Annotated in this window: 28 protein-coding genes and 1 tRNA gene; 10 read left to right on the plus strand and 19 right to left on the minus strand. The window is 68.2% G+C overall.

Going from position 1 to position 26559, the window contains the following annotated elements:
• Positions 1-13: 13 nt before the first annotated feature.
• Positions 14-628 (minus strand): glutathione S-transferase family protein, encoded by a 615-nt coding sequence (locus tag ACQ66R_RS02855; RefSeq protein WP_430419069.1) that lies wholly within the window; start codon positions 626-628, stop codon positions 14-16.
• Between the two features lie 112 nt (positions 629-740).
• Between ACQ66R_RS02855 and ACQ66R_RS02860 the strand changes: the two genes are divergently transcribed.
• Positions 741-971 (plus strand): hypothetical protein, encoded by a 231-nt coding sequence (locus ACQ66R_RS02860; RefSeq protein WP_430419071.1) that lies wholly within the window; start codon positions 741-743, stop codon positions 969-971.
• Positions 972-978: 7 nt separating this feature from the next.
• On the opposite strand, the gene ACQ66R_RS02865 is transcribed toward ACQ66R_RS02860, so the two are convergent.
• The 9 genes from ACQ66R_RS02865 to ACQ66R_RS02905 form a co-directional block, all read right to left on the minus strand.
• Positions 979-1446 carry a hypothetical protein gene (locus tag ACQ66R_RS02865; RefSeq protein ID WP_430419073.1) on the minus strand — a complete coding sequence of 156 codons (468 nt, stop codon included), beginning with the start codon at positions 1444-1446 and terminating at the stop codon, positions 979-981.
• Positions 1447-1484: 38 nt separating this feature from the next.
• Positions 1485-2978 carry a flavin-containing monooxygenase gene (locus ACQ66R_RS02870; protein ID WP_430419074.1) on the minus strand — a complete coding sequence of 498 codons (1494 nt, stop codon included), beginning with the start codon at positions 2976-2978 and terminating at the stop codon, positions 1485-1487.
• Between the two features lie 78 nt (positions 2979-3056).
• Positions 3057-3641, minus strand: coding sequence for a histidine phosphatase family protein (locus tag ACQ66R_RS02875; protein WP_430419075.1), 585 nt, complete (start codon positions 3639-3641; stop codon positions 3057-3059).
• 11 nt (positions 3642-3652) lie between these two features.
• Complete coding sequence (locus ACQ66R_RS02880) at positions 3653-4732, minus strand: phosphotransferase (protein WP_430419077.1); 1080 nt, start codon at positions 4730-4732, stop codon at positions 3653-3655.
• A complete protein-coding gene (locus tag ACQ66R_RS02885; protein WP_430419079.1) occupies positions 4729-5082 on the minus strand; it encodes a nuclear transport factor 2 family protein in 354 nt (117 codons plus the stop codon). The genes ACQ66R_RS02880 and ACQ66R_RS02885 overlap by 4 nt, the downstream gene beginning before the upstream one ends.
• Positions 5082-6317, minus strand: a complete 1236-nt coding sequence (locus ACQ66R_RS02890) for an FAD-dependent oxidoreductase (protein ID WP_430419081.1) — start codon at positions 6315-6317, stop codon at positions 5082-5084. Before ACQ66R_RS02890 ends, ACQ66R_RS02885 begins: the two co-directional genes overlap by 1 nt.
• Positions 6318-6380: 63 nt before the next feature.
• Entirely contained in the window at positions 6381-6623 is a 243-nt protein-coding gene (locus ACQ66R_RS02895; protein WP_430426192.1) for a GIY-YIG nuclease family protein, read from the minus strand.
• Positions 6624-6706: 83 nt separating this feature from the next.
• Positions 6707-6796: transfer RNA gene (locus tag ACQ66R_RS02900), tRNA-Ser, on the minus strand.
• A 272-nt stretch (positions 6797-7068) separates the two neighbouring features.
• A complete protein-coding gene (locus ACQ66R_RS02905) occupies positions 7069-7341 on the minus strand; it encodes a sel1 repeat family protein (protein ID WP_293362739.1) in 273 nt (90 codons plus the stop codon).
• A 285-nt stretch (positions 7342-7626) separates the two neighbouring features.
• Here ACQ66R_RS02905 and ACQ66R_RS02910 point away from each other — a divergent pair, with 285 nt between their 5' ends.
• Positions 7627-8121: an RcnB family protein gene (locus ACQ66R_RS02910; protein WP_430419083.1), complete on the plus strand. Its 495-nt coding sequence runs from the start codon at positions 7627-7629 to the stop codon at positions 8119-8121.
• A 112-nt stretch (positions 8122-8233) separates the two neighbouring features.
• Here the strand turns inward: ACQ66R_RS02910 and gatB are convergent, their stop codons facing one another.
• A complete protein-coding gene (gene gatB, locus ACQ66R_RS02915; RefSeq protein WP_430419085.1) occupies positions 8234-9745 on the minus strand; it encodes an Asp-tRNA(Asn)/Glu-tRNA(Gln) amidotransferase subunit GatB in 1512 nt (503 codons plus the stop codon).
• Between the two features lie 129 nt (positions 9746-9874).
• Here gatB and ACQ66R_RS02920 point away from each other — a divergent pair, with 129 nt between their 5' ends.
• Complete coding sequence (locus tag ACQ66R_RS02920; protein ID WP_430419087.1) at positions 9875-10186, plus strand: hypothetical protein; 312 nt, start codon at positions 9875-9877, stop codon at positions 10184-10186.
• A 66-nt stretch (positions 10187-10252) separates the two neighbouring features.
• On the opposite strand, the gene gatA is transcribed toward ACQ66R_RS02920, so the two are convergent.
• From gatA to ACQ66R_RS02935, 3 genes are all read right to left on the minus strand, one after another.
• Positions 10253-11725 carry an Asp-tRNA(Asn)/Glu-tRNA(Gln) amidotransferase subunit GatA gene (gatA, locus tag ACQ66R_RS02925; RefSeq protein WP_430419089.1) on the minus strand — a complete coding sequence of 491 codons (1473 nt, stop codon included), beginning with the start codon at positions 11723-11725 and terminating at the stop codon, positions 10253-10255.
• Positions 11726-11727: 2 nt separating this feature from the next.
• Positions 11728-12015 (minus strand): Asp-tRNA(Asn)/Glu-tRNA(Gln) amidotransferase subunit GatC, encoded by a 288-nt coding sequence (gene gatC, locus ACQ66R_RS02930; protein WP_430419091.1) that lies wholly within the window; start codon positions 12013-12015, stop codon positions 11728-11730.
• Between the two features lie 140 nt (positions 12016-12155).
• Positions 12156-13058, minus strand: coding sequence for a sulfotransferase domain-containing protein (locus ACQ66R_RS02935; RefSeq protein ID WP_430419092.1), 903 nt, complete (start codon positions 13056-13058; stop codon positions 12156-12158).
• A 109-nt stretch (positions 13059-13167) separates the two neighbouring features.
• Here ACQ66R_RS02935 and ruvX point away from each other — a divergent pair, with 109 nt between their 5' ends.
• Positions 13168-13635, plus strand: coding sequence for a Holliday junction resolvase RuvX (ruvX, locus tag ACQ66R_RS02940; RefSeq protein WP_430419094.1), 468 nt, complete (start codon positions 13168-13170; stop codon positions 13633-13635).
• Positions 13636-13659: 24 nt separating this feature from the next.
• Here ruvX and ACQ66R_RS02945 read toward each other — a convergent pair whose 3' ends face one another.
• A complete protein-coding gene (locus tag ACQ66R_RS02945; RefSeq protein WP_430419095.1) occupies positions 13660-14166 on the minus strand; it encodes a DUF1993 domain-containing protein in 507 nt (168 codons plus the stop codon).
• A gap of 138 nt (positions 14167-14304) precedes the next feature.
• Between ACQ66R_RS02945 and ACQ66R_RS02950 the strand changes: the two genes are divergently transcribed.
• Together ACQ66R_RS02950 and pyrC are read left to right on the plus strand one after the other, a co-directional pair.
• Positions 14305-15285, plus strand: coding sequence for an aspartate carbamoyltransferase catalytic subunit (locus ACQ66R_RS02950; protein ID WP_293362731.1), 981 nt, complete (start codon positions 14305-14307; stop codon positions 15283-15285).
• Complete coding sequence (gene pyrC / locus ACQ66R_RS02955) at positions 15282-16571, plus strand: dihydroorotase (RefSeq protein WP_430419098.1); 1290 nt, start codon at positions 15282-15284, stop codon at positions 16569-16571. The genes ACQ66R_RS02950 and pyrC overlap by 4 nt, the downstream gene beginning before the upstream one ends.
• On the opposite strand, the gene ACQ66R_RS02960 is transcribed toward pyrC, so the two are convergent.
• From ACQ66R_RS02960 to ACQ66R_RS02975, 4 genes are all read right to left on the minus strand, one after another.
• Complete coding sequence (locus tag ACQ66R_RS02960; RefSeq protein ID WP_430419100.1) at positions 16559-17500, minus strand: glycosyltransferase family 2 protein; 942 nt, start codon at positions 17498-17500, stop codon at positions 16559-16561. The two genes, pyrC and ACQ66R_RS02960, sit on opposite strands and share 13 nt — an antisense overlap.
• 74 nt (positions 17501-17574) lie before the next feature.
• Entirely contained in the window at positions 17575-19074 is a 1500-nt protein-coding gene (locus ACQ66R_RS02965) for a methyl-accepting chemotaxis protein (protein WP_430419101.1), read from the minus strand.
• A 216-nt stretch (positions 19075-19290) separates the two neighbouring features.
• On the minus strand, positions 19291-20247 hold the full coding sequence (locus ACQ66R_RS02970) for a glycosyltransferase family 2 protein (RefSeq protein WP_430419103.1): 957 nt from the start codon (positions 20245-20247) through the stop codon (positions 19291-19293).
• Complete coding sequence (locus ACQ66R_RS02975) at positions 20244-21152, minus strand: NAD-dependent epimerase/dehydratase family protein (RefSeq protein WP_430419105.1); 909 nt, start codon at positions 21150-21152, stop codon at positions 20244-20246. Before ACQ66R_RS02975 ends, ACQ66R_RS02970 begins: the two co-directional genes overlap by 4 nt.
• Positions 21153-21290: 138 nt before the next feature.
• Here ACQ66R_RS02975 and plsY point away from each other — a divergent pair, with 138 nt between their 5' ends.
• The 4 genes from plsY (at position 21291) to ACQ66R_RS02995 (ending at position 26558) form a co-directional block, all read left to right on the plus strand.
• Positions 21291-21983 carry a glycerol-3-phosphate 1-O-acyltransferase PlsY gene (gene plsY, locus ACQ66R_RS02980; protein ID WP_430419107.1) on the plus strand — a complete coding sequence of 231 codons (693 nt, stop codon included), beginning with the start codon at positions 21291-21293 and terminating at the stop codon, positions 21981-21983.
• Positions 21980-23071, plus strand: a complete 1092-nt coding sequence (gene dprA, locus ACQ66R_RS02985) for a DNA-processing protein DprA (RefSeq protein ID WP_430419109.1) — start codon at positions 21980-21982, stop codon at positions 23069-23071. Before plsY ends, dprA begins: the two co-directional genes overlap by 4 nt.
• 103 nt (positions 23072-23174) lie before the next feature.
• Entirely contained in the window at positions 23175-25832 is a 2658-nt protein-coding gene (gene topA, locus ACQ66R_RS02990; RefSeq protein ID WP_430419111.1) for a type I DNA topoisomerase, read from the plus strand.
• 69 nt (positions 25833-25901) lie between these two features.
• A complete protein-coding gene (locus tag ACQ66R_RS02995) occupies positions 25902-26558 on the plus strand; it encodes a hypothetical protein (protein ID WP_430419113.1) in 657 nt (218 codons plus the stop codon).
• Position 26559 lies beyond the last annotated feature (1 nt).

The raw sequence follows: 26559 nt of genomic DNA on the forward strand, positions 1-26559 counted from the left end.
AGTCCAGGTCTGGCTAGGCGCTCGCCGCCGCGCTCGGACGCGCCTTCACGCGCTCGAACCAGTCGCCGATCTTCTTGTTCTTCGGGTCCAGGGGCTGGCCGACCACGGCCCCGAAGTCGAGGAAGGCGAACAGCAGGATGTCGGCCAGGGTGAAGCGGGCGCCGGCGATCCAGGGGCCTTCCATGTGTTCGTCGATCCAGGCGACGCCGTCCTGGGCGATGGCCTTCAGGCCGGGCGACGCCTCGGGCAGGCAGCGCAGGCGGCTTTCGAACATCGCCAGGCCCTCGCCGAAGCGGAAGCCGTTGGCCAGGGGTTCGCAGACCTTCAGGTCGACGCGGCGGGTCCACATGCGCGTGTGCGCCCGCTCCTCGGACGTCGTGCCGATCAGCGGCGGGTTCGGCGTGTGCTCCTCGAGGTACTCGCAGATGGCGGTGATCTCGGTGATGTGGCTGCCGTCATCCAGCTCCAGCGCGGGAGTCTGGCCCGCCGGGTTGACGGTCAGATAGGGCGCCTTGCGGTTCTCGCCCGAGCGCAGATCGACTTCGATGCGATCCAGCTCGACGCCCTTCTCGGCCATGAACATTTTGACGACCCGCGGGTTGGGTCCGATCGACGTATAGAGCTTCACCTTGGTTCCTCCGGCGTTCTCGAATTTGTGAGCCTTTGCCTTCCCGCCTAGCACACCTCGGCGGTTCCGCGGGGGTAGAATCACTCGCCTGACAGGCGTATAAGAGCGCGCCATGGAAGAGCGCAGTTTCCGTCAGGATCTGACCGGCTCGGACGAGAGCCTCGACGATCTCCTGTCGCGCCTGAAGGCTCAGCTTTCGCGGCCCAAGGCGCGCCCCGGCCGGTATCCCCGGCCTGATTCCGGACATTTCGTGACCTCCCGCCGGCCCCCGGGCGGCGCAGGCGGCGCCGAGGCGCCCTTGCCCATCGAGCGCAGCGTTCCGGACTGCTGCGCGCCGAACTGAGCACGCCCTATCCGGGCAGCGTGAAGTTCGAATCCATGACGCAGCGCGCCTCGCCGCGGGGAACCGCGACGGTCGCAGGCTTGCCCGGTCCCGGCGCGAAGAACCAACGACCCTTGTCGGTGGTGACGGTCAGCGCGCTGGGGCTCGTGAACTGGCAGACCGGATAGGTCTCGGCCCCCCACCCTGCCCCGTAGCGCAGGGCGCGGCAGTCCATGTGGCCGAACTGGCGGCCGAACACGACGTCCTCGTAGCCGGTGGTCTTGGGCGCCTTCAGCTTGCGGGCGATGAACTCGGCCTCGCTCAGTTGCGGGCACGGTGGTCCCTCGACCTTGGCCTCGGCCGCGCGACCGAAGGCCAGGTCGCGCTGGCGCAGGTAATCGCCGCCGTACAGCCAGCCCGCGAAGGCTAGGAAGATCAGGGCCCCGCCCGCGATGGCGAGCTTCTGCCCGCTGGTCAGCTTTCGTCGACGTTGCACGCGCCTCACGGAGCAAAATTACGTGCGTAAGTCAACTTTCAGGCGGCGAGCTTCTCCGGCGAAGCCGCGGCTTGACCGGCGCGGTTGCTGAAGCGCAGCACGCCGTCCTCGAGCTTGGCGTAGCGCAGGCTCATCAGGTCCATCGCGTAGTTCTGGTTCAGCTTCCACGGCACCTTGTTGCCCTGCTTGGGGAACCTGGCCATGGCGCGCTGGACGTAGCCCGACGAGAAGTCGAGCCAGGGCTCGAAGGTCACCGAGGGGTCGGTGTTCACCGGCGTCGCCTGGCGCTGCCCAGTGGCCTTGAGGTGATTCAGCACACGACAGACGTACTCGCACGTCAGGTCGCACTTCAGCGTCCAGGAGGCGTTGGTGTAGCCGAAGGCCGAGGCCAGGTTCGGCACGCCCTCGTACATCATGCCCTTGTAGGCGAGCGTCTTGGAGGCATCGACGCGGGCGCCGTCGACGCTGACCTCGATGCCGTTCCAGACCTCCAGCACCAGTCCGGTCGCCGAGACCACGACGTCGGCCTCGAGCTCCTGGCCCGACTTCAGGCGGATGCCGGTGGGCGTGAAGCTCTCGATGTGGTCCGTGACCACCGAGGCCCTGCCGCTCTTGATCTCGTTGAACATGTCGGCGTCGGGCACCAGGCACAGCCGCTGGTCCCAGGGATTGTAGGTGGGCGTGAAGTGGCGATCGACGTCGTAGTCGGGGCCAAGCTGGTCGCGCACCATCTTGATGATGTTCGCTTTTACGGCCTCGGGCTTCTTTCGCGCCAGGTTGAAGAAATACATGCCGAACAGCACGTTGCGCCAACGGACGATGTCATAGGCCAGCTTGCCCGGCAGCTTGGTGCGCAGCCAGTTGGCCATCTTGTCCTCGGCCGGGCGGCTGACGACGTAGGTGGGCGAGCGCTGCAGCATGGTCACGTGGCCGGCGGTCTTGGCCATCTCGGGCACGAGGGTCACGGCGGTGGCGCCCGACCCGATCACCACGACCTTCTTGCCGGAATAGTCGAGGTCCTTGGGCCACTTCTGCGGGTGAACCAATGCGCCGCTGAAGCTCTCGACGCCCGGGTAATCCGGCGTGTAGCCGCCCTCGTACGAATAGTAGCCGCCGCAGAGGAACACGAAGTTGGCGGTGAACTTCTGGACCTTGCCGGCGACCTCGGCCTCGACGGTCCACTGCGCGTCCGCGGTGGACCACGACGCGCGCTTGACCATGTGATTGTAGCGGATGTGTCGGTCGATGCCGTTCTCGGCCGCGGTGTCGCGCACGTACTTCAGGATAGACGGCCCGTCGGCGATCGCCTTGGCCTCGGTCCACGGCTTGAAGGCGTAGCCCAGGGTGTACATGTCGCTGTCCGACCGGATGCCAGGATAGCGGAACAGGTCCCAGGTGCCGCCGATGGCGTCGCGGCCCTCGAGGATGACGTAGCTGCGGTCCGGGCACGCGGTCTTGAGATGATACCCCGCGCCGACGCCCGACAGGCCCGCGCCCACGATCAAGACGTCGAAGTGCTCGACAGCAGCCATGCCAGATCCCATCCCCTGAGGTGTTGACCCCAGGATATCTGATCAGCGTTCACATACCAGATGCAAAAATGTCGGGACTCATCCCGCGGGGATCGGTTCCCTCAGGTGTCCCCGGTCGTTCAGGCACACCACATTCCGCTGGCCGGTCCGGGCGCACATGTAGCGATGGACCGAAGTGTAGTCGGGCTCGAAGAACAGGCGCGGCGCCATCCCCAGGACATGGGCGGTCCAGACGTTGATCACGCCCCCGTGGCAGAACACGACCACGCGACGGCCTGAGTTGGCCTCGACGATCCCCTCCAGCGTCTCGACGACCGTCGTGTGGAACGTGCCGATGTCATGGCCGTGGTCGCCCGTCGCCATGGCCAGCCAGGCCTCGTAGTTGTCGCGCTTGAGCTCCTCCATCGGGACGTAGCTGCCGGAGGCGCGGTCGAACTCGCAGATGCCGTCGTGACAATCGATGTCGTGGCCGCGCAGCGCCGCGAACGGCTCGGCCGTCTGGCGGGCCCGCAGCATGGTCGAGGAGAAGACCGCATCGATCTTCTCGTGCGCCAGCCAGGCGGCGACCCGCCTCGCCTGCTCATGGCCCACGGCCGACAGAGGCGGGTCGGACGTGTCGTGGCGGCGTTCGGGAAGGCCGTGGCGGACCAGGATCAGTTCCAAGGGGCAGTCCTCTAAGCCAGCGCCGACAGCGCGTCGTGGTCCTGGATGTGGTCGGCGGCGCTGCCCAGCATCTGCATGAACATGTCGTCCCCGCGCGGCGTCTGGATCACCACCATCGAGGCGAAGAAGGCCGTCAGGAAGAGCTGGAAGGCGCCCACGCCATAGTCGCGCTTGAGGTCGGACATGGAATAGCCGGTGACGCCCAGGCGGGTCAGTTCGGCGTGGTAGAGCGCCAGCAGCTCCGCCTCATGCGCCCGCCGGACATCGCGCGGGAGGGCGCCGGCCAGGAAGTAGGCCACGTCGGTCGCGCCGACCGCATAGGTGAACGACTGCCAGTCCAGCACGGTGACCGGATGGCCGCCCGCCGCCGTGCCGAACATCATGTTGTCCGGGCGGAAGTCGTGGTGGGCCAGGGTCTTCGGACCGGTCTCGCGCTCGCCGAACTGGCTCCAGCGGCTGGTGAGCGCCTCGCCGACTTCGATCCAGTGTGGCTGCAGGCGCTCGGCATACCGGGCGCGGAAGCCCTGCCACAGGTTGCCCACCAGGTCGGGCGTGACCGCGCTGGCCGGCGCGGCCTTCGAGCCCTGGACCCACGGCAGATCGTCCAGGCTCTCGTCGGCCCAGAACGAGCCGTGCAGGCGGGCCGCCTGCTCCACCACCAGCTTCGCCTGATCCAGCGTCACGCCTTTGAGCTGGTCGCCCTGCTCGGCCGGCGCCAAATCCTCCATCATCAGCACGAACTCGCCGCCGGTGGCGTCGGTGTCGGTGAACCAGCAGCGTGGGGTCTGCACCTGGGCCCTGGGCGCCAGCTGCTGGTAGAAGCGCACCTCGCGCAGATAGTTGCCCAGCATGATCCCGGTGCCGCGGCTGGTCTCGTCGGGCGACGGGAACTTGCCCACCAGCGACCGCGGGGCGTCCGCCGCATCGCGTTCGTAGGCCAGCTTGAAGCGCACGCTCTCGCCGATCTGGCCGGTGCCGACGTTCTTCGCCTCGAACGACTTCACGACCGCGTCGACGCCGGCCTGCTGGAGCACGGCGGTGAGCCAGGCCGCGTCTATGTCGGCCGGCCGGCGGATGTCCGGGATCGTCATGCGGGCAGCTGGTGGACGTAGACTTCGTTCAGCGCGATCCGCTCCCCTTGGAGGATGACGAGGTCGAACCCGCGCATCCGGCCCTTCACGCCCTCATGCTCAAACTCGGCGTACCAACGGCCGCAGAACCCGCCGGGGATCGGCCAGGTCTCGTCGGGCGTGTAGGTGATGGCGGGCGTCGCGGCGAAAAGGCCGGTCAGGTACGCGCGCAGGGCCTCCTGGCCCTTGAGGCCGCCCGGCGTCTGGGGATCCTTGTAGTCGCAGTCCTCGGCGTAGAAGCCGCAAAGGCCATCCACGTCCTTGTTGGTCCAGGCCTGCAGCCAGCGGGCGTTGTAGTCGGCGATATCCATTACGCGGTTCCCAGCACGCGGGCACGGTGCTCTTCGGTGAAGGCCTCGGGCGGCAGGGTCTCGGGCCCCGCCATCACGGCGAACGAGTGCATCTTGAGCGACGGGTCGGCGGCCCCCAACTCGTGATACCGCTGGCGGCGCGCCCTGGCCGCCTCGCCGAATTCCATGTCGAGCGCCGACTGGATCTGGCCGGCGAAGCGCAGTCGCCGCATCCGCTCGGCGCGCTCCTCGGCATATGGCGCGAAGGCGCCCACCGACCAATCGTCTGACGCCTTGAGGATGTCGCCGACGATCCGAACGTCGCGGTAGGTGATCGAGAGGCCCAGGCCGATGATCGGATCGTTCCAGCCGGCCGCATCGCCCACCAGGACCACGCCCGGCGCGAAGGGCTGGTCGGTCCAGGCGTCGGCGTTGATGTAGCTGAACAGCGGACCGGCGGGCGTGCCTTCCACGATGTGGCGGTTCTCAGGGCTGCAGTTCACCTGGAAGGCGTCCAGGAAGCGGCGCGGGCCGTCCTCACCCTTGAAGCGCCGGGCCTCGTCCAGGGCATAACCGCCGTAGAGGCGAATCTTGCCGCCCCCTTGCGGGAACGCGAGGAAGCCGAAGTCGCCCTCGGTGCCGATGGCCTGGAGATCGTCGCGCCAGCCCGGGACGCCCTCCACCAGGAGGCCCGCGAACCAGTGGTGCGGCTTGTCCTGGTGCAACGTGATGGCGGCCGTCTCGCGCACCTGCGACGTGCGGCCGTCCGCGCCAACGACCAGGCGGGCCGAGGCCTCCCGGGTCTCGCCCCCGACCTCAAAGGTCACGCGCGGCGACGCGCCCACCTCGACGGCCGCGACGCGCACGCCCCGGTGGGCTTCTGCGCCGGCCGCCTTCGCCGCGTCGAACAGGGTCTGGCAGTGCCTGGGATGGCCCAGGCACAGCGGGCCCGGCACGCCTTCGCGGAAGAAGCTGAGCGGGAGGGCCTCGGCCTGAGCGGCGGCCGGATCCTTGTCCTCGTCAAAGGTGACGTGATGGGTGATGTGGTGGCCGCCGGCGCTCTTGAGCAGGTCGTAGAGCCCCAGCCGCTTCACCTCGTCGACGCCCCAGGGCGCGATCCACTCGCCCCGGACCCGGTCCTCGTAGACCTCGGACTGTTCCAGCAGCAGGACCGACTTGCCCGCCTGCGCCATCACCTGCGCCAGGGCCGAGCCCCCGATGCCGCCGCCCACGATGATCAGGTCGTATCGCTGCACGTCCGCTTCCCTCGCCGGCTGACTCACGCAGCCATGCGGACATCCCGCCATGGCGCCGTGGGGTCATTCAAGGGGGTCGCGGGCTGACAGGCTGCCGGCGGGCGACGATCTCCAGAGCCTCTTATTGGCAAACGCCTTCCCAGAACCAGATTTGAAGTCGCGCTCAAGCGATCGGGCCTGATGTTCGTTCTCAACGGCCACGTACGACTTCAATGCGACAGGGCGAACGCCGCGAGTCGAGGTGACCCGGCGGGCCTCATGCGACCCGACGCGACGGCGCAGATCGTTGGTCGAGCCGACGTAGATGTCGCCATTGCTGAGCTTCGGGAGGCACCCTTCGCCAAGCTAGCGCAGGTGGCCTGCCACCCGAAGCCCGTCAGGGCGAAGGGTGGCGGTGACGGAGGGATTCGAACCCTCGATACGCTTTCACGTATGACGATTTAGCAAACCGTTGCCTTCAGCCACTCGGCCACGTCACCAGCGCGCGGGCGACATGCGCCCGCGGGAGGGCGGTTCTTAGCGGACCAAAAGCGATCTGCCTAGCCGCCCGGGCGCGTCGAATTCGCGCTCCGTGGAAAGGCTCGAAGGCCGTACGGTCCAAGGTGGAAAGCGCGCGAGCTCGGCAGCAGAGGCCGAACGCGCCCGTCGAGCGCGAGCAGCACCGGTCGCGACGCGCCGCCGGCGCAGCCTCCAGGCGCGTGGAAGACCCCGAACAGGTCCCGGACCCAACGCCGGGACCCAGGCCGTCAGATCAGCCCCGGGCCAGCCACTGGCGAGCCTGGCGCTGGGCCTCGGCCACCTCGTCGGTCGCCATCTCGTCGGCGATTTCCTTGCGGTAGACCTTGGCCTCGACCGAGCCGCGCATGGCCGCCAGGTTGAACAGCATGTGGGCCGAAACATAGTCGAGCGGCGCGCCGCCCTGACCCGTGGAATAGAGCAGCCCCAGTCGGAACAGCTCGTCGCCCGTCGCCTCCGGAGTCGGCAGCGGCAGGCCATCAGACTTCGTGTCGATGCTCGCCAGCATGGTCGTTATCCCTAACTGGCCGGCAAGCTCGATTCTTCGAGCCCTTCACCGGCCTACGAGTGCAGAAAACCAACCTCGCGCTGAACACATGGTTAAGAGCGCCGTTGTCGAATCGACAGGAATGACCGCTGAGACACCCTGCCGCACTGGCGTAGCGCGTTATCCGTCGCGGTGGAGACGGACGATGACCGGCCAACTGAAGCTTGAAAGCCACACTTTTGGGGGAATGTCGGCGCCGCCGCGTTCAGGGAGAGTTCAGCCTCGCCGCGCCATGATCGCGCCAAGATGAAGCGTCTGCTCCTCTTGATGGCCGCCGTGGCCAGCGTCACCGCCGCGACCCCGCCGGCGGCGCTCGCCTCCGCGAGGAACGATCAGGACCGCGACCGAGGGCGCGAGTCCGCGGATCGTGGACGCGGTGAGCGCCGCGACGACGACCGTGGCCGGGGGCGCGACGAAGACGCTGCCCGCAGCCGGGCGCCTGTGCTGGGCTACGGCGACGATCGCTCGCGCTATGCGCCCCGCCCCCGCTACGAACCGCGCCCGCGCGACGACGATCGCCCGCGCTATGGCGACGGCCCGCGACCCCGGGGCTTTGCATCCCCGCCGCCGGCGGCCCGGCGCGGTGGCTACCTGCCGCGCAACTTCGGCGGCGAGATCGTCGACGACTACCGCCGCTACCGCCTGCGCACCCCGCCCGCGGGCTTCGCCTGGGTGCGGGTCGGCAACGGCTTTGCCCTGGTGTCGATGGCCGACGGCCAGATCTTCGACATGGTGCAGTAGGGCGAGCGCGTTGGGCGAAAGTGGGAGCCGATTTCGCCCCGAAACGCGCTCTAAATCAAAGAGATCGAGCCTGTTCATCCGGTTCAGATGAGTCATCCGAACCGGACAGGCTCTAGAGCCCCAGCTTGCTCTTCAGCAGCTGGTTGATGACGCCCGGGTTCGCCTTGCCGCCGGTTTGCTTCATCACCTGACCCACGAACCAGCCGATGGCCTGGGGCTTCTCCTTCACCGCGGCCGCCTGGCCGGGGTTGGCGACGATCAGGGCGTCGATGATGCCTTCCAGAGCGCCGGTGTCGGACACCTGCTTCAGCCCCTGCTTCTCGACGATTTCGGACGCGGCGCCCTCGCCGTTCCACATCCGCTCGAAGACGTCCTTGGCTATCTTGGAGGAGATGACGCCCTCCTCGATCAGCTGCACGAGCTCGGCGATCGCCGCCGGCTTGATCGGGCTGTCCTGGATATCGATACCGCCCGCGGTGAGGCGCGCGGCGAGGTCGTTGGTCACCCAGTTGGCGACCAGCTTGGCGTCGCGGCCCCCCTCTTTCCCAGAAGCCACGGCGGCCTCGTAGAAGTCGGCGCGGGCCTGCTCGATGATGAGCACCCCGGCGTCGTAGGCCGTGAGTCCGTACTGCGACTGCAGGCGGGCCTTCTTGGCGTCGGGCAGTTCGGGCAGCTCGGCCTCGATCCGCTTGATCCAGGCCGGATCCAGCGTCAGGGGCAGTAGGTCGGGCTCGGGGAAGTAGCGATAGTCCATCGCGTCCTCCTTGGAGCGCATGGACCGCGTCTCACCCTTGTTGGGATCGAACAGGCGGGTCTCCTGGTCGATCTTGCCGCCGTCCTCCAGGATCTCGATCTGCCGGCGCGCCTCGAACTCGATGGCCTGCTGGATGAAGCGGAACGAGTTGACGTTCTTGATCTCGCAGCGCGTGCCCAGGTGGCTGAAGTCGCCCGTGGCGCGGAACTTCTCGTAGTCGCCGGGACGGCAGACCGAGACGTTCACGTCGGCGCGCAGGTTGCCCTTCTCCATGTCGCCGTCGCAGGTGCCCAGGTAGATCAGGATGGTGCGGAGCTTCTTGACGTAGGCGGCCGCCTCTTCCGGCGAGCGCATGTCGGGCCGCGACACGATCTCCATCAGGGCCGTGCCCGAGCGGTTCAGGTCGACGAAGGTGGCGTTCGGGTCCTGGTCGTGCAGCAGCTTGCCGGCGTCCTGCTCGAGGTGCAGCCGCTCGACGCGCACGGTGAAGGTGGAGCCGTCGTCGCGTTCGACGATGACCTCGCCCTCGCCCACGATCGGGTCCTTGAACTGGCTGATCTGATAGCCCTGAGGCAGATCCGGATAGAAGTAGTTCTTCCGGTCGAAGCGCGACCATTCGTTGATCTGCGCCTTCAGGCCCAGGCCGGTCTTGATCGCCTGTTCGACGCAGTGGCGATTGATGACGGGCAGCATGCCGGGCATGGCCGCGTCCACCAGGCTGACCTGCGCGTTCGGCGCGGCCCCGGCGCCGACCGCGGCCCCAGAGAACAGCTTGGCGTTCGAGGCGACCTGGGCATGCACTTCCAGGCCCAGGACCATCTCCCACGGGCCGGTCCGGCCCTGGATCACTTTGGTTTGCGTCTCACTCATGGCCGCCTGTTACCGAACCGACGCGGAATCTGCCAGCGCGCGCAGATGCCCTCTTGCACTTTTGCCTCGAATTGGACTCAACCTTCTGCGCGTCTAAACGACGCTTAGACCGGGGAAAAGGAACACCCAATGAAGACTCTCGCCCTCGCCGCCGCGCTCGCCGTGGCCGCGATTTCCGCGCCCGCCGTGGCGCAGGAACACAAGGATCACGCCCCGGCCGCTGCGCCTGCCTCGGGCAAGCTGTCGGTGGAAACCACGCCCATCGGCGACATCATCAAGAACGAAAAGGCCAAGGCGATCCTCGAAACCGCCCTGCCGCCGATCACCCAGTTCTACGACCAGATCGCGACGATGACGCTCAGCCAGGTCGCCCCGATGAGCCAAGGCGCTCTCGACGACGCCAAGCTGAAGGAAATCCAGGCCGAGTTCGACAAGCTCTAAGAGCCGCCGACAGGTCAGAAACGGGAGCGCCCGCCGGTCATTCCGGCGGGCGCTTTCGCCTTCAGGCTACCACCACTTTTCGGGCTTGGCCCGGAAGTCGGCCGCCTTCTCGATGGCCGAGCCCAGCGAGAACAGCGTGCCCTCGTCGAGGTTGCGGCCGATCAGCTGCAGGCCCAGCGGCAGGCCGCCCGCGTCGACGCCGGCCGGCACGCTCATGCCCGGCAGACCGGCCAGGTTCACCGTCACCGTGAAGATGTCGTTCAGGTACATCGCCACCGGGTCATCCGACTTCTGGCCCAGCGCGAACGCCGCCGAGGGGGCCGTCGGCGTCAGCAGCGCGTCGCAGGTCTGCCAGGCCTGATCGAAGTCGTCGGCGATGCGCTTCCGGACCTTCAGCGCCTTCAGGTAGTAGGCGTCATAGTAGCCGGCCGAGAGCACGTAGGTGCCGATCAGGATCCGGCGCTTCACCTCGGCGCCGAAGCCCTGGGCGCGGGTCTGCTCGTAGGTCTCGGTCAGGTTCGCGCCATCGACGCGCAGGCCGTAGCGCATGCCGTCATAGCGGGCCAGGTTCGACGAGGCCTCGGCGGGGGCGATGATGTAGTAGGCGGGCAGCGCGTACTTGGTGTGCGGCAGGCTCACCTCGACGATCTCGCAGCCGGCCTCCTTCAGCCAGGCGATCCCCTGCTCCCAAAGCTTTTCGATCTCGGGGGGCATGCCGTCGACGCGGTACTCCTTCGGAATGCCGATGCGCAGGCCCTTCACCGATTTGCCGCAGAAGCTCGCGAAATCCGGCACGTCGATCGGCAGGCTCGTCGAGTCCTTCGGATCGTGACCCGACATCGACGTGAGCAGGATCGCCGTGTCCTCGACGGTCCGCGCCATCGGCCCGGCCTGGTCCAGCGACGAGGCGAAGGCCACGATGCCCCAGCGCGAGCAGCGGCCGTAGGTGGGCTTGATCCCGACCGTGCCGGTGAAGGCCGCGGGCTGGCGGATCGAGCCGCCGGTGTCGGTGGCCGTGGCGCCCAGGCAGAGGTCGGCGGCGACTGCCGCGGCCGAGCCGCCCGACGAGCCGCCGGGCGTCAGGTTGGCGTTGGAGCCCCTCGCCCGCCAGGGATTGGCCACCGGCCCCCAGGCCGAGGTCTCGTTGGACGAGCCCATGGCGAACTCGTCCATGTTGAGCTTGCCCAGCATGACGCCGCCGTCGCGCCACAGCTGCGAGGTGACGGTCGACTCATAGGCGGGCTCGAAGCCACGAAGGATCATCGACCCGGCGGTCGACTGGACGCCCTCGGTGCAGAACAGGTCCTTGATGCCCAGCGGCGCGCCTTCCAGCGGGCCGGCCTCGCCCTTGGCGCGACGCGCATCCGAGGCCTGGGCCATCGCGATGGCCTTTTCAGGGGTCTCGACAACGTAGGCGTTCAGGGGCCGCGAGGCCTCGATGGCCGTCAGGTGCGCCCTGGTGATCTCTTCCGACGAGAAGTCGCCCTTGGCCATGCCGTCGAGGGCGGCCTTCAGGGTGAGCCCGGTGAGTTCGGACATGGCTATTCCACCACCTTGGGCACGACGAAGAAGTTGCTGGCCGCCTTGGGCGCGTTGCCCAGGACGCGGGCCGGGTCGCCGCCGTCGGTGACGACGTCGTCGCGCATCGGCAGCGTGGTGTGAACGGCCGTGGTCATCGGTTCGACGCCGTCGGTGTCGACCTCGTTCAGCTGCTCGATCCAGTCGAGGATGCCGTTCAGCTCCTTGGCGAGCTGGTCCAGCTTCTCTTCGGGCTCGGCGATCCGCGCCAGCCTCGCGACCTTGCGTACGGTCGCGGCGTCGATGGCCATGACCATCCCTCCCAAAGCCCTTCCGTCGGAAAGGCGCATTTCAAGCAAGTGTCGGGCGCGCCGACCGCACGCCCGGTTCCGAGGGCGTGGGTTAGCCGCGGGAGGCCCTCAATTGCAAGTCGCGTGACGGGGCGACGACCTTACGACCCGCCGTGGGCCAGCCACCGGGCGCAATCGGGTCCCAGTTCGGCCAGCGCGCGCGCCTCGTAGGCGGTGATATCGTCGGGCGACAGCACGTCGCGCCAGCGGCCGTTCACGCCCCTATTGATGAAGGACTTCGCCCCGCCGTCGAAGATCGCCCCGCCCAACGGCGCGACGTTCTCGGCATGGGCCTTCATGTATTCGAACGAGCAGTGCTCGAGGATCGTGGGCCACTGATCCTCGGCGATATCGCAGCCCAGGAAGTCGGCGATCGCCCGCATCTGGCCTTCCAGGTCGGCCTTCAGGTCGGCGAAGTGGACCAGCTTCACGTTGGGCAGGCGCCGGGCGTCCCACCACGTCCTGATATTGTCCCAGTAGCCCCAGAACGGCCAGCCGTCCTCCGCCAGCCAGGTCCGGAAGTAGCTGCGGATGTCGGGGTCGGGCTCCGGCATAGGCGGGCCCACGAGCCCGGGCGTCTCGTTCAGCAGCTGGTACCAGAACGCGTTGCCGTTGCAGTGGTGGTTGTAGAGGCTCCAGACCACGTCGCGGCCGTCGCGGGCGACGTAGAGGTATTTGGCTTTCGGCGAGAAGGTCAGGGCGTCCAGCGGCAGGTGGGTCTTGACGATCCGTCGATGCGTCTGGGCCTCCAGGCGCTCCAGGGTGTCCGGCGGCATCACCCGCAGATCCAGCCACGGCGAAATGTCGTGGATCGGCACATCGGGTTGCGCGGCGAACAGCAGCTGGCCGACGATCTGCTGCGTCCAGGTCGTGCCCGACTTGGCGTAGGTCGCCACGATCACGTCGTCATCGCGAAACGCGAAGCGGTCCCAGATCGTGGAGTCCATGTGGTGGTTGAGCAGCTCGCGGGTCTTGACGGGCCAGGCGACGGTCTTGTCGGTCATTCGAAGTCCAGATCGATTGTACGGTCCGGCAGATACGGCGCATCGGCGCGACAGGACTAGGCGCAAGATCGCCGAACACCTCTGCGGAAACCGGTGCTAAGACGCGACGATGGCCGTCGTCGATCTCCTGGAATTGCCCGCACTCCTGCCCCGCCACGCCGCCGTGGTGGGCCTGGACCTGGGCGAGAAGACCATCGGCGTGGCGGTTTCGGACGCCGGCCGCTCGATCGCCAGCCCGCTGGGCCTGATCCGCAAGACCAAGTTCACCGACGACCTCGCCACACTCACGAAGATGATGGAAAGCCGCGAGGCCCAGGCCATCGTGATCGGCCTGCCGGTCAATATGGACGGCACCGAGGGCGCCCGCGCCCAGTCCTGCCGCGCCTTCGCCCGCAACGTCCTGCGCATCCGCGACCTGCCGATCGCCTTCTGGGACGAGCGGATGAGCTCGATGGCCGTCAACCGCATGCTGATCGACGAGGCCGACACCTCACGCGCCCGCCGCGCCGAGGTGGTCGACAAGGCGGCGGCCGCCTGGATCCTTCAGGGCGCCCTGGACCGGCTGCGTAACGCCTAGAGGCGCTCCGCCCGCCCGTCCCGGCTACAGCCCGCCGGCGAACATGTCGGGCTTGCCCAACGGGACGCCGCGGGCGCGCAGGATCGCGTAGGCCATCGACAGGTGGAAATAGACGTTCGTGGTCGAGAACCCCGTCAGCCAGGTCTGCCCCGGCAGCGTCGGCTCCATCATGCCCAGGTTGAAGGTCACCGAGACGTCCTCGCGGCCCGCCAGCTTGTCGGCCGTGAGGCCCGCGAGCCAGTCCTTCGCCTTGGCGATCTCGGCCTTGAAGCCGGCCAGGTCGAGGGTCTCGTCGATGCTCTCGGGAACCTCCACGCCCGCCACGCGCGCCGGCCACTGCTTGGAGAAGTTGATCACGACCATGGCCTGGAAGCTCAGGGGGTTCATGTCGTCGACCAGCCGCCAGTTCAGCATGTCGGCCTCGGAGACCCCCTTGGACGCCGCGAACGCCGCGCCCTTGGTCAGTATGTTGTCGAGGGTGACGAGGGCCTTGGAGTAGAGGTCGACGAAGGTGTGCAGGCTGACGGTCACGGAATCCCCCGGGCGTTTGTGGTTCCCGCCGATGTAGACCTCCGGGCCCGCCGTACAATGCCGCCCGCGAAGGAAACTGGGGATCATCCGTTGCGTCGGCTTCCCTTGCCGGTCGGGCCCCACTAAGACGGCGCTTTAATGAGCGGCGCCCCTCCTGGTCTGAACGAGGTCCTTCAGCGGACCTTCTCCTTCCCCAAGCGCCATTTCCTGTCTGCGACCGATCTGAACGAGGTGGAGGTGGCCAACCTCCTCGATCTCGCCGACGGATTCGTCAGCCTCAACCGCCAGACCTCGAAGAAGCTCGACCTGCTGAAGGGTCGCACGCTGATGAACCTGTTCTTCGAGAACTCCACCCGCACGCAGGCCAGCTTCGAGCTGGCCGGCAAGCGCCTGGGGGCCGACGTGGTCAACATGAGCCCCCGGTCGTCGTCGATCTCGAAGGGCGAGACGCTGATCGACACGGCCGTCACCTTGAACGCCATGCAGCCCGACCTGCTGGTGGTGCGGCACGCCTCGTCCGGCGCGGCCAGCCTGCTGTCGCAGAAGGTGGGCTGTTCGGTGATCAACGCCGGCGACGGGCAGCACGAGCATCCGACCCAGGCGCTGCTGGACGCGCTGTCGATCCGGCGCGCGTTCGGTGAGATCGCCGGGCTGAAGGTGGCGATCTGCGGCGACGTCATGCACAGCCGCGTGGCGCGCTCGAACATCGCCATGCTGCAGATGCTGGGTGCCAACGTACGGCTGGTGGGGCCGCCCACGCTGATCCCGTCGGCCGCCGACCGCTGGAACGTCGAGGTCTTCCACGACCTGCGCAAGGGCATCGCCGGCTGTGACGTGGTGATGATGCTGCGCCTGCAGCTCGAGCGGATGGATGGCGTGATGGCGCCGTCGCAGCGCGAGTACTTCCGCTTCTTCGGCCTGGACCGCGAAAAGCTGGCCCTGGCCGCGCCGCATGTGCGCGTCATGCACCCGGGCCCGATGAACCGCGGCGTCGAGATCGACTCGGATGTCGCCGACGACCTGTCGGTGAGCCTGATCCAGGACCAGGTCGAGATGGGCGTGGCCGCCCGAATGGCCGTGCTGACCTCGCTGGCGGCCCGGCTGGAGAACGAGCGTTGAGCCGGCCTGTCGCGATCACCAACGCCCGCATCGTCGATCCGGCGTCCGACTATGACGGCCGGGGCGGCGTCATTGTCACCGAGGGCGTCATCGCCGACGTCGCGAAGGGAAACGGCCTGGGCGCCCTGTCCAGCGACGTCGAGGTCATCGACGCCGGCGGCGCGCTGCTGATCCCCGGCCTGGTCGACATCCGGGTGAAGACCGGCGAGCCGGGCTTCGAGCCCAAGGAAACGCTGAAGTCCGCCGCCCAGGCGGCCGCGGCCGGCGGCGTCACCACCATGGTGCTGCAGCCCGACACCCACCCGGCCATGGACGAGCCGGCGGTCGTCGATTTCGTCCTGCGCCGGGCCCGCGACATCGAGCTGGTGAACGTCTATCCCGCCGGAGCCGCGACCAAGGGCTGCCTGGGCGAGCGGATGGCCGAGATCGGCCTGATGCACGAGGCGGGCTGCCTCTACATCACCGACGCGGACCGCCCGATCGTGGACTCGAAGGTCCTGCGCCGGGTGATGAGCTACGCCAAGGCGTTCGGCGTGGCCGTGGCGCACCGTCCGGCCGACCCCTGGCTGTCCGCCGGCGCGGCGGCCAGCGAGGGCGAGTTCGCGGCGCGCATGGGCCTCCCGTCGGCGCCCGCGGTGGCCGAGCGGATCATGCTGGAGCGCGACCTGGCGCTGGTGGAGCTGACCGGGGCGCCGTTCATCGTCGACCAGGTCACCACCGCCGGCGCTCTGGAGAGCCTGCGGCGCGGGCTGGATCGTGGCCTGCCGGTGACGGCGACCACCTCGATCAACCACCTGTCGTTCAACGAGATCGACATCGGAGACTACCGCACCTTCTGCAAGCTGGACCCGCCGCTGCGCAGCGAGGACGATCGCCAGGCGGTGATCGAGGCTGTGGCCTCGGGCCTGATCCAGGTGATCGTCTCGGCCCATGCGCCTGCGCCGGCCGAGGACAAACGCCTACCCTACGACGAGGCCGCCCCGGGCGCCGTGGGCCTGCAGACCCTGCTGCCCGCCCTGCTCGCCTTCCACCACGAAGGCCGCATCCCGCTGATCGACCTGATCCGCGCGGTGACCGTGGCCCCCGCCACGCTGCTGGGCGTGCCCTCGGGACGGATCGCCAAGGGCGCGCCCGCCGACCTCGTGCTGTGCGACCTCAACGCCCCCGTGGTGATCAACGCCGACAAGCTGCTCTCGAAGTCCAAGAACTCGCCGTTCGACGGCCGGCGTCTTCAGGGCAAGGTGTTGCGCACCATGGTGGATGGCCGGACGGTCTACTCGGCCTGACGGGACGCCAGGAAGTCGAGGTAGGCGTCGCTCGCCTGCATGAGTTCGTGCGCTTCCAGCTGGTGCAGCCCCTCATATCGGAGCGAGCGCTCGTCCCGCACAACCAAGGCCCCACCGGCGTCCAGACCATTGCGATACGCGACGTACTCCTGGGCCCCGCCATAGTGCTGGGCCTCGGCGACCGCGACATCGACCCGTTCGGGGAAGTCGCTCAGGAACTTGAAGTGAAGCAAGGCCGCCAGCATGGGCGGCAGCGCGAGCGGCGTGATCCCGTGCGTGGACAGAAGATAGCGCCGACCGCGGCGCCACTTCACCAGCGGCACCTTGCTGAGCACGGGTGGCCGCGGTTGCATCGGGGCAAAATCGAAGAGCCGCGCGCGAGGGCCTCCGTGGAACTGCAAGTGCGGGAACGGCCCCGCCCGAACGGCGCGATAAGGGCCGGGATCGAACCAGGGGCACGTCTCGATCAGCGAGCCGCCCGGCTGGTGGATAGCGTCGCTGAGGCGCCCCGGCCCGAACATGTCCAGAAGCAGAGCCAGGACGCCCTCGGCGCCCTGCCCGTCCAGGAAATCGCAGAAGCCCGCCAGATCCACCCGGTCGCACCCCGGAAAGACGAAGAGTTCATCGGCGTCGATCGTCAGGACCCAGTGGCCGTCCCCGTGCTGGTCGAGCAGCGCGTTGGTCCAGTCCAGGCCGGATCGCGACGCGCCGTAGCCACCCTCTCCAGGGAAGAGGTGTGCGTCGGGCTGGTCGGCCACGAACTCGCGGGTGCCGTCTGTCGAGTCGTCGTCGATGACCAGGAACCTGTCCACCCCGAGTTCGCGGTGGTGCTGGAAGACCGACTCCAGCCGAAGCATCTCGTTGCGCACCACCAGACAGGCCCGAATCTCTCCGGGCCGATCCGGTACGGGCCGTCCTTCCCGCCGCATTCCGCCCCTCACCGCCGCGTTTCGACGTTCGCCCACCGGCGCTCAGCGTGCAACCCGAGCGGGACAGCCTCTGGCTAGAACTCGGCCCAGTCCTCGCCCACGGCGGCCTTGAGCTGCTGCTGCATCGCCCGGGCGCCCGGTGCGGGCCGGATCGGTGCGGGCCGGGCCGGAGCGCGGGTCACGGGCGTCGTGGCGGCGGGTGATCCGTCGTCGATCTGGAAGCGGCTGACCAGTCGCGACAGGTTGCCGGCCTCGCCCTTCAGTTGGCTGGCGGCGGCGGTCGTTTCCTCGACCATGGCGGCGTTCTGCTGGGTCACCTGGTCCATCTGGTTGACGGCGCTGTTGACCTGACTGAGGCCGGTGGATTGTTCCTGGGCCGAACTGGCGATCTCGGAGACCAGCCCGTCGATCTCGGCCACGCGCTCGACGATGGCGGTCAGGGTCTTGCCGGTCTCTCCGACCAGACCGACGCCGCGATTCACCTGTTCGGTCGACGCCGAGATCAGGGCCTTGATCTCCTTGGCGGCCTGGGCCGAACGCTGCGCCAGCGCACGAACCTCGGCGGCGACAACCGCGAAGCCCCGGCCCGCTTCGCCGGCCCGAGCGGCCTCGACGCCGGCATTCAGGGCCAGCAGGTTGGTCTGGAAGGCGATCTCGTCGATGACGCCGATGATCGACGAGATCTTCCCGGCGCTCTCCTGGATGTCGTGCATGGCGGCGACCGCCTCCTGCACCACAATGCCCGAGCGCTGGGCCTCGGAACGTGCGCCGGACGCGACCTCGAACGCCTGCTTGGCGCCCGCGGCGCTGCGCTTCACGGTGGCGGTGATCTGGTCCAGCGCCGCGGCGGTCTCTTCCAGGCTGGCGGCCTGCTGTTCGGTGCGGCGCGACAGGTCGTCGGACGCCGCGGCGATCTCGTCCGAACCGCTGCCCAGCGCCTTCGTGGCCTGCAGCACCGAACCCATGACGCCACGCAGGTTCTCGAGGGCGCGGTTGAAGTCGTCCCGGACCGGCGAGTAGGCGCCATCGAGGTCGTTGCTGATGTTGGCCGTAAGGTCACCCTCCGAAAGCCGCTTCAGGGCGGCGCCGACGTGGCCGACGATCTTTTGCTGCTCGCGGGCGATTGCGGCCGCGCGCTCGCTCTCGGCGCGGGCGCGTTCGGTTTCGACCGCCGTGATGTCGGTGGCGAATTTGACCACGCGCACGGCCTTGCCCGCCGCGTCGAGGATGGGGTTGTAGGACGCCTGGATCCAGACTTCCCGGCCGCCCTTGCCAAGTCGGCGAAACTTGGCAGCGACGAACTCGCCGCGGTTCAGGGTGCGCCAGAAGTCACGATACGCATCGCTCTCGACCTCCAGCGGATCGACGAAGATGGCGTGTTTGCGTCCGACGATCTCGGAGGCCGTGTAGCCGAGGGTCGACAGGAAGTTCTGGTTGGCTCGGACGATGGTCCCGTCGAGTTCGAACTCGATGATGGCCTGGGATCGCTCGATGGCCGCCACCATGCCTTCGAGCCGTCGCAGATGCTCTCCGCCACGCTCACCGTCGCGCCCAGATCTGCCGAACAGTCCCATTTGCGTCTCCGCCCGGCTCTGCGGCAGCAACCCCATGTCGCGGTCGGCAGGCCTGGCGAGAGAATCATCGACTCAAACGGTTAACACTCAGCAACAACCGCACAGGTTGCATCCCGCCTGGCGCGCCGGAGGCTCGCCATCCGGGCCTCCAATTCGACATCGAAGCTCATCTCGAGGACGGAGAGGAACTCGTCCTCCCATGATGGATCGGCTGGTCTACGGCGTCTCGTTTCCGCCGTCCTGAGCTGACTGGATGGCGGCGTCCAGTGCGGGATTCGAGTACATCACCCCCAAACGCACAAGCTGGCCGCTGTCCTCGTATTTCACCGATCCCGTGTGGTGGAACCGCATGCGCGGGTTCGCATGCGCATGCGCCCGATAGGCCAGGAACTCCCGCTCGGCGCCCGCGTGCCAGCCACCCGCAACGGCCGTCTCAACACGATCGCTGAAATCGCTCAGGAACTTGAAGTGCAGCAGCGCGCCGATCGCCGGAAAGAGCCGCGCCGGCGACATCCGGTGGGTGGACAGCAGATACCGCATGCCGCGCCGCCAACGCACCAGCGGCACCTTTGTCAGGAGCGGCGGCCCCTCCTGGTAGGGCTTGAAGGCGATCATCCGATCCCGCGGGCCGCCGTAGATCGAGATCGAAGGAAACGGCCCTCCCCGGCGCACGCGATACGGACCAGGATCAAACCAGCCGCAGGTCTCCAGCAGCGGTCGCGCCGGATCATGTACGGCCTCCGCCACATCACCCTCGTTGTACATGTCGAGCAGGAACGCCAGCAGGCAATCTGCGCCCTGGGCCTCCAGCAGTTCACACAATGCTCTCAGATCCAAGTGCTCGACGCCGGGGTATATGAGCTGCTCATCGGCATCGACGCTCAGCGTCCAGTGCCCGTCGCAGAACGCGTCACGAACCGCATTGCTCCAGCTCAACCCGTCGCGGCTGGCGGCGAAGGTTTCTGTCGTGTGGAACGTGTGGACGTCAGGTTGGGCGCTGAGCAGATCCTGTGTTCCATCCACCGAGCCGTTGTCGATCACCAGGAAGCGCTCGACCCCGAGGCGACGATGGTGGTCGAGCGTCGATGGCAACCGCAGCGCCTCATCGCGCACCACAAGGCAGGCGCGAATCTCCCCGGGGCGCTCCGGTACGATCACGCCGTCGAGCGTCATGCGCCCTGTACCGCCCGTGCACTCGGCCCGACAGCCATCGACAGATCGGCGACAAGTCTCGCCATCCCCTGCTCGATCGAGGTGTCGGCCTGCCATCCCAACAGGGCGCGTGCGCGGGTCGGATCTCCGATGAACCGGGAGACATCGTAGGTCCGCGCGGGCGCCTCGATGATTTCGAACGGGGCTCGGGCCAGGCGCCCCGCCAGCGTGGCCAGCGTCCCGAGCCGCACGCCACGCCCACTGACAAAATGGATCGGGGGCAGTTGCTCTCCAGACTCCATGGCGTCGATTAGGCGGCAAAGTCCGATTGCGACGTCGCGCACCGCCGTGAAATCAAACTCACAGTCGGAGCCGTCCACCCGCATGGCGCCGCCCCTGGCCGCCACGCCTGCGAACGCCATCGCCACCCGATCCGGATGATCCGCCACGCACCCGTAGACGCTGGACAGGCGGCATATGCCGGCGCGCAAGCCGGCCTCGCGAGCCGCCTGGACCATCGCTTCGCCCCGCACCTTGCTCCGGGCGTAGACATTCATCGGCTTCAGGTCCGCGTCCTCGGACGCCGGAAAGGTTGTCGGGGTTCCGTAGACCTCCCGGCTGCTCGCGAAGACGACCCAGGGACGGTGCGGCCGCTCAAGGCACAGTTTGAGCAACTGGTGGAGCGCATCGACGTTCGTAGCTTCACAGTTGGCGGGGTCCGCCTCGCCGGCGTCAACCCTGGTCACGGCGGCGAGATGGAGGACGCCTGTGACATCGCGCAGCGAGGCTTCCAGGGCTTCGGCCCGACGCACATCCTCGCGCGGGTTCCGGCGGAGGTCGAACCGACGGACGGCGCGGCCCATGGCTTCAAGCCTTGCGCAGACATGCCGGCCGACGAGGCCTTCGGAACCGGTCACCAGGATCATGTGTCCAGGTTAGTCCCTTCACCCGCCATTCCAAGCCAGTCGCCCTGACGCCGCTTGAAGTTCTCTATATGTTCTTTACTGTTGGGGCATGGACCGCCGTCGCGCTAGCATCCCCACAAACCGGGGGAACCGATCTGCATGACCAGCGCCATGCTCTTCACCATCGCGATTGTCGGCGGCTATCTGCTGGGATCGATTCCGTTTGGCGTGATCGCCACGCGACTTGGCGGCGCGGGCGATGTGCGCAGCATCGGGTCCGGAAACATCGGGGCAACGAACGTCCTGCGCACAGGGCGGCGCGACCTGGCGCTGATCACCCTGCTGGGCGACGGCGGCAAGGGTGCGGTGGCGGTCCTGCTGGCCTGGTTGGCCACCCGACACGGCACGGTCGAGCAGCAGGCCGTGCTCACGGCGCTGGCGGGCGGCGCGGCGTTCCTGGGCCACCTGTTTCCCGTCTGGCTGGGTTTCAAGGGCGGCAAGGGGGTGGCCACGTTCTTCGGCACCCTGCTGGCCGCGGCCTGGCCCGTCGGCGTGCTGGCCGGGGCGACTTGGCTTATCGTGGCCTTCCTGTTCCGGATGTCGTCCCTGGCCGCCCTGGTGGCCGTGGCGCTGGCGCCGGCCATCACGCTGCTGATCGGCCGACCGCCCGCCATCGCCCTGCTGGCCCTGTTCATGGCGCTGCTGATCTACGTGCGACACAGCGACAACATCCGCCGCATCCTGAAAGGCGAGGAGCCGCGGATCGGCGCCAAGAAGCCGATGGAGGGCCACAACGGCGGGCCGCCGATGCCGCCGGAGCTCTACACCGACAAACGGCCCCCTGACGCGTGATCCGCAAGCTGTCCCATGCCGAGCGGCGTGACTGGCTGCGGCTGAGCCGCACCGACAACGTCGGCGCCGTCACCTTCAACGAGCTGATCGTGCGGTTCGGCGAGGCGTCTCTGGCGCTGGCCGCCCTGCCCGACCTGGCCCGCCGCGGCGGCCGCCCAGGACTGCGCGTGGCCTCCGAAGCCGAGGCCGAGCACGAGCTGGCCGACGGCGCGGCCCTGGGCGCCCGCCTGATCGCGTCGTGCGAAGCCGACTTCCCCCAGGCGCTGGCCGCCCTGGATCCGCCGCCGCCGGTGATCTGGGCCCGGGGCGATACCAAACTGCTCGACCGCCGAAACGTCGCCATCGTGGGCGCCCGCGTCGCCTCGGCCGCGGGCCAGCGGTTCGCCCGCGGCCTCGCCGCCGAGTTGGGCGCGAGCGGGCATGTCATCGTCTCGGGCATGGCGCGCGGCATCGATGCGGCCGCCCATGAGGGCGCGCTGCCCACCGGCACGGTGGCGGTGCTGGCGGGCGGCGTCGACGACATCTATCCGCCCGAGCATCGTGGCCTCTACGAGCGGATCGTGGAGACGGGCTGCGTGGTCTGTGAGAACGAACCCGGCCGGACGGCGGTCGCCCGCGACTTCCCCCGCCGCAACCGGATCATCGCCGGTCTGTCCCGCGCCGTCGTCGTGGTCGAGGCCGAGTTCCGCTCGGGGTCGCTGATCACCGCCCGCCTGGCCAACGAACAGGGCCGCGAGGTGCTGGCCGTCCCTGGCTCGCCCCTGGACCCCCGCGCCAAGGGAACCAACGACCTGATCCGCCAGGGCGCGGCCATCTGCGAAGGCGCCGACGACGTGCTGCGCGCGCTGGAGGGCCTGGACGGCTTCCGCGAACCCGAGCGCTCGCGTTTCGGCCCGGCCCCCTGCGTCGAACCCGACGACGGCCTGCGCGACCGGGTGGCCGACCTCTTGTCCCCGACGCCGGTCTCGCGGGACGAACTGGTGCGGGCGGCGGGCGCTCCGGCGCCCCTCGTTTTCGCCGCCCTGACCGAGCTGGCGCTGGCTGGACGGGCAGAACTGCTGCCGGGCGGAATGGTCGCGACCTCGTGAGCCCCCCTTAGGGGGCTCGCCGGAACAGGGCGAATCCGCCCGTTGACACGCCCCGCTGACCACCCCCACCTTCCGCGCTCTTTTGGGACAAGCACACCTTATAATGAACGTCGTCATCGTCGAGAGCCCGGCCAAGGCCAAGACCATCAACAAGTACCTTGGCTCGAACTACACCGTGCTCGCCTCCTACGGCCACGTCCGCGACCTCCCCGCGAAGGACGGTTCGGTGCGCCCGGACGAGGACTTCGACATGTCGTGGGAAGTCGACGCGAAGGCCGCCAAGCGGCTGAACGAGATCGCCGACGCGGCCAAGGGCGCCGACACCCTGATCCTCGCCACCGACCCCGACCGCGAAGGCGAAGCCATCAGCTGGCACGTCCTGGAGGTGCTGCAGAAGAAGCGCGCCCTGAAGGACATGGCCGTGCAGCGGGTGGTGTTCAACGCCATCACCAAGGCCGCCGTCACCGAGGCGATGGCCAACCCGCGCGACCTGGACATGGAGCTGGTGCGCGCCTACCTGGCCCGCCGCGCCCTCGACTACCTGGTGGGCTTCACGCTCTCGCCGATCCTGTGGCGCAAGCTGCCGGGCTCGCGCTCGGCCGGGCGTGTGCAGTCCGTCGCGCTGCGGATCATCGTCGACCGCGAACTCGAGATCGAGCGGTTCCGGACCCAGGAGTACTGGACCGTCGAAGCCGAGGTGTCGGCCGGCGGCGATCCCTTCACCGCCCGTCTGGTGAAACACGAGGGCAAGCGCCTCACGAAGTTCGACCTGGCCAACGAGGCCAGCGCCTTCGCCGCCCGCGACGCGGTCAAGGCCGGGTCGTTCAAGGTCACCTCGGTCGAGCGCAAGCCCGGCCGCCGCTCGCCCCCGCCGCCATTCACCACTTCGACGCTTCAACAGGAGGCCTCGCGCAAGCTGGGCTTCAACGCGCAACGCACCATGCAGGCCGCCCAGAAGCTCTACGAGGGCATCGACATCGGCGGCGAGACGGTCGGTCTCATCACCTACATGCGGACCGACGGCGTGCAGACCGCGCCCGAGGCGCTGGACGAAGCCCGCGCGGTGATCAACGGGCTCTACGGCAAGGAATACGTGCCCGAGAAGGCGCGGATGTATTCCACCAAGGCCAAGAACGCCCAGGAGGCCCACGAGGCCATCCGCCCCACCAGCCTGGGCCGCAACCCCGGCAAGCTGCGCCTCGAGGGCGATCTGGGCCGGCTGTACGAGCTGATCTGGAAGCGGATGATCGCCTCGCAGATGGAAGCGGCCCGGATCGAGGACACCAACATCAACCTCGACAGCGCCGACGGCCAGACAGGCCTGCGAGCCTCGGGCCGTGTGGTCACCTTCCCGGGCTACCTGGCGGTCTACGAAGAGGGCAAGGACGACCCCGAGGACGAAGAGTCGGGCCGCCTGCCGCAGGTGGCCGACGGCGCCGCGGCCAATGTCCGCTCAGCCAAGGCCGACCAGCACTTCACCGAACCGCCCCCGCGCTACTCCGAAGCCAGCCTGGTGAAGAAGATGGAGGAGCTCGGCATCGGCCGGCCCTCGACCTACGCCTCGATCCTCACCGTGCTGCGCGACCGCGCCTACGTCCGGATGGAGAAGCAGCGCTTCGTCCCCGAGGACAAAGGCCGCCTGCTGAGCGCCTTCCTGGAGGAGTTCTTCGGCCGCTACGTCGAGTACGACTTCACCGCCGGGCTGGAGGAGCGCCTCGACCTGGTGTCGGCGGGCGACCTGGACTGGAAGGTCCTGCTCCGCGAGTTCTGGGCCGACTTCAACGCCAAGATCGGCGAGATGGGCGAGCTGCGGATGAGCGACGTGCTCACCGCGCTGGACGCCAGCCTGGGCCCGCACCTGTTCCCGGCGAAGGCCGATGGCTCGGACCCCCGCGCCTGCCCGGTCTGCAACTCCGGCCGCATGGGGCTGAAGTCCAGCCGCTTCGGGCCGTTCCTGGGCTGCTCGAACTATCCCGAGTGCCGCCACACCCGGCCGCTGACCGTGGCCGAAGAGGGCGAGGACGGCCCGACCGGCGACCGTGAACTGGGGGTCGATCCGGTGACCGGCGAGACCGTGTTCCTCAAGACCGGCCGCTTCGGCGTCTACGTCCAACTGGGCGAAGGCGAGAAGCCCAAGCGCTCCAGCCTGCCCAAGGGCTGGTCGGCGCCCGACATGGACCTGGAGAAGGGCCTGCGCCTGCTGCGCCTGCCCCGCGAGGTGGGCCTGCACCCCGAGGACGGCAAGCCCATCCTGGCCGGCCTCGGCCGCTTCGGACCCTTCGTCCTGCACGAGGGCACCTACGCCAACCTGCCGACCGCCGACGAGGTGTTCGAGGTGGGCGTCAACCGCGCCGTCGACCTGATCGCCACGAAGCGGGCCGGGCGCCGTGGCGGGGCCGAGGCCGCGGCGCTCAAAGAGCTGGGCGCCCACCCGGTCGACGGCCAGCCGATCCGCGTGCTGTCGGGCCGCTACGGCCCCTACATCAAGCACGGGTCGACCAACGCCAACGTGCCCCGCGGCGCCGACCCGCTCGAGGTCACCCTGGAGCAGGCCGTAGCCCTGATCGCCGAGCGCGAAGCCAAGGGCGGCGGCAAGAAGGCCAAGAAGCCGGCCCGCGCGGCCAAGGCCAAGGCCGAGGGCGCCGAGGCCAAGACGACGGCCAAGAAGAAGCCCGCGAAGAAGGGCGCCGCCAAGAAGAAGGCTCCGGCCAAGGCCAAGGCCGCCGCAGCCCCGATCGAGGACGACGAAACGCCGTTCTAGAGTCGCGAAAGCCCTCGACAAGCTGCGCCATGCGCGACTTGCTTCCGCACGGTTTGGCGGAGGTACGTCGTGGACGGTGAGTTCTGGGCCGCGGTAGCAGGTGCGGTACTCGGTGGTGGCATCGCTGCCGTTGTTCAGCTGATGTCCGTCCGTCATACGAGGCGGGAGCGAAACCGAAGCAACGCGTACGCGCTACTAATCAAAGTGGGTCAAATCTACTCCCACCTAAGAGGCGTTCACGGGATCATTGATAGCGCCTTGAAGGACGCGACGGACAATGAACGCGCCGATCCATGGCGCGTCATCGACGGACTCGTAAACGCACCAAGCCACGTAACCTTCTCGCACGAGGAAGTAGCGCTCGTCGTCGAACTGCAGGCGATGAAGCTCTTCAACGACCTCATCATGTTGGACGAGAAGCACAACGCGACCATCGACGTGATGAGGTTCTATACCCAGAAGCGCACAGAGCTGGTTGATGCGCTGACGCCAGAGGGAATCGACGGACACATGGCCACAGCAGAGTTGTCGCCCTCGCTCCGCATGAGGGCCATCGCGCTCAATCGGCTAGTCGACGGAATGCGGGAGTATCTCGGTGCAGACGTCGGCCATGCGCTCAACGTCCTGCAGCAGCTCGGCAGCGTGTTCCAGGACAAGCTGGGCGTGGTGTACACAGCCCTTCCAAGCCGACCTAACCTCAACTCGCCAATATCAGGGTCAAGCTAAC

The organism is Phenylobacterium sp. (assembly GCF_965284355.1).
GTDB lineage: Bacteria > Pseudomonadota > Alphaproteobacteria > Caulobacterales > Caulobacteraceae > Phenylobacterium.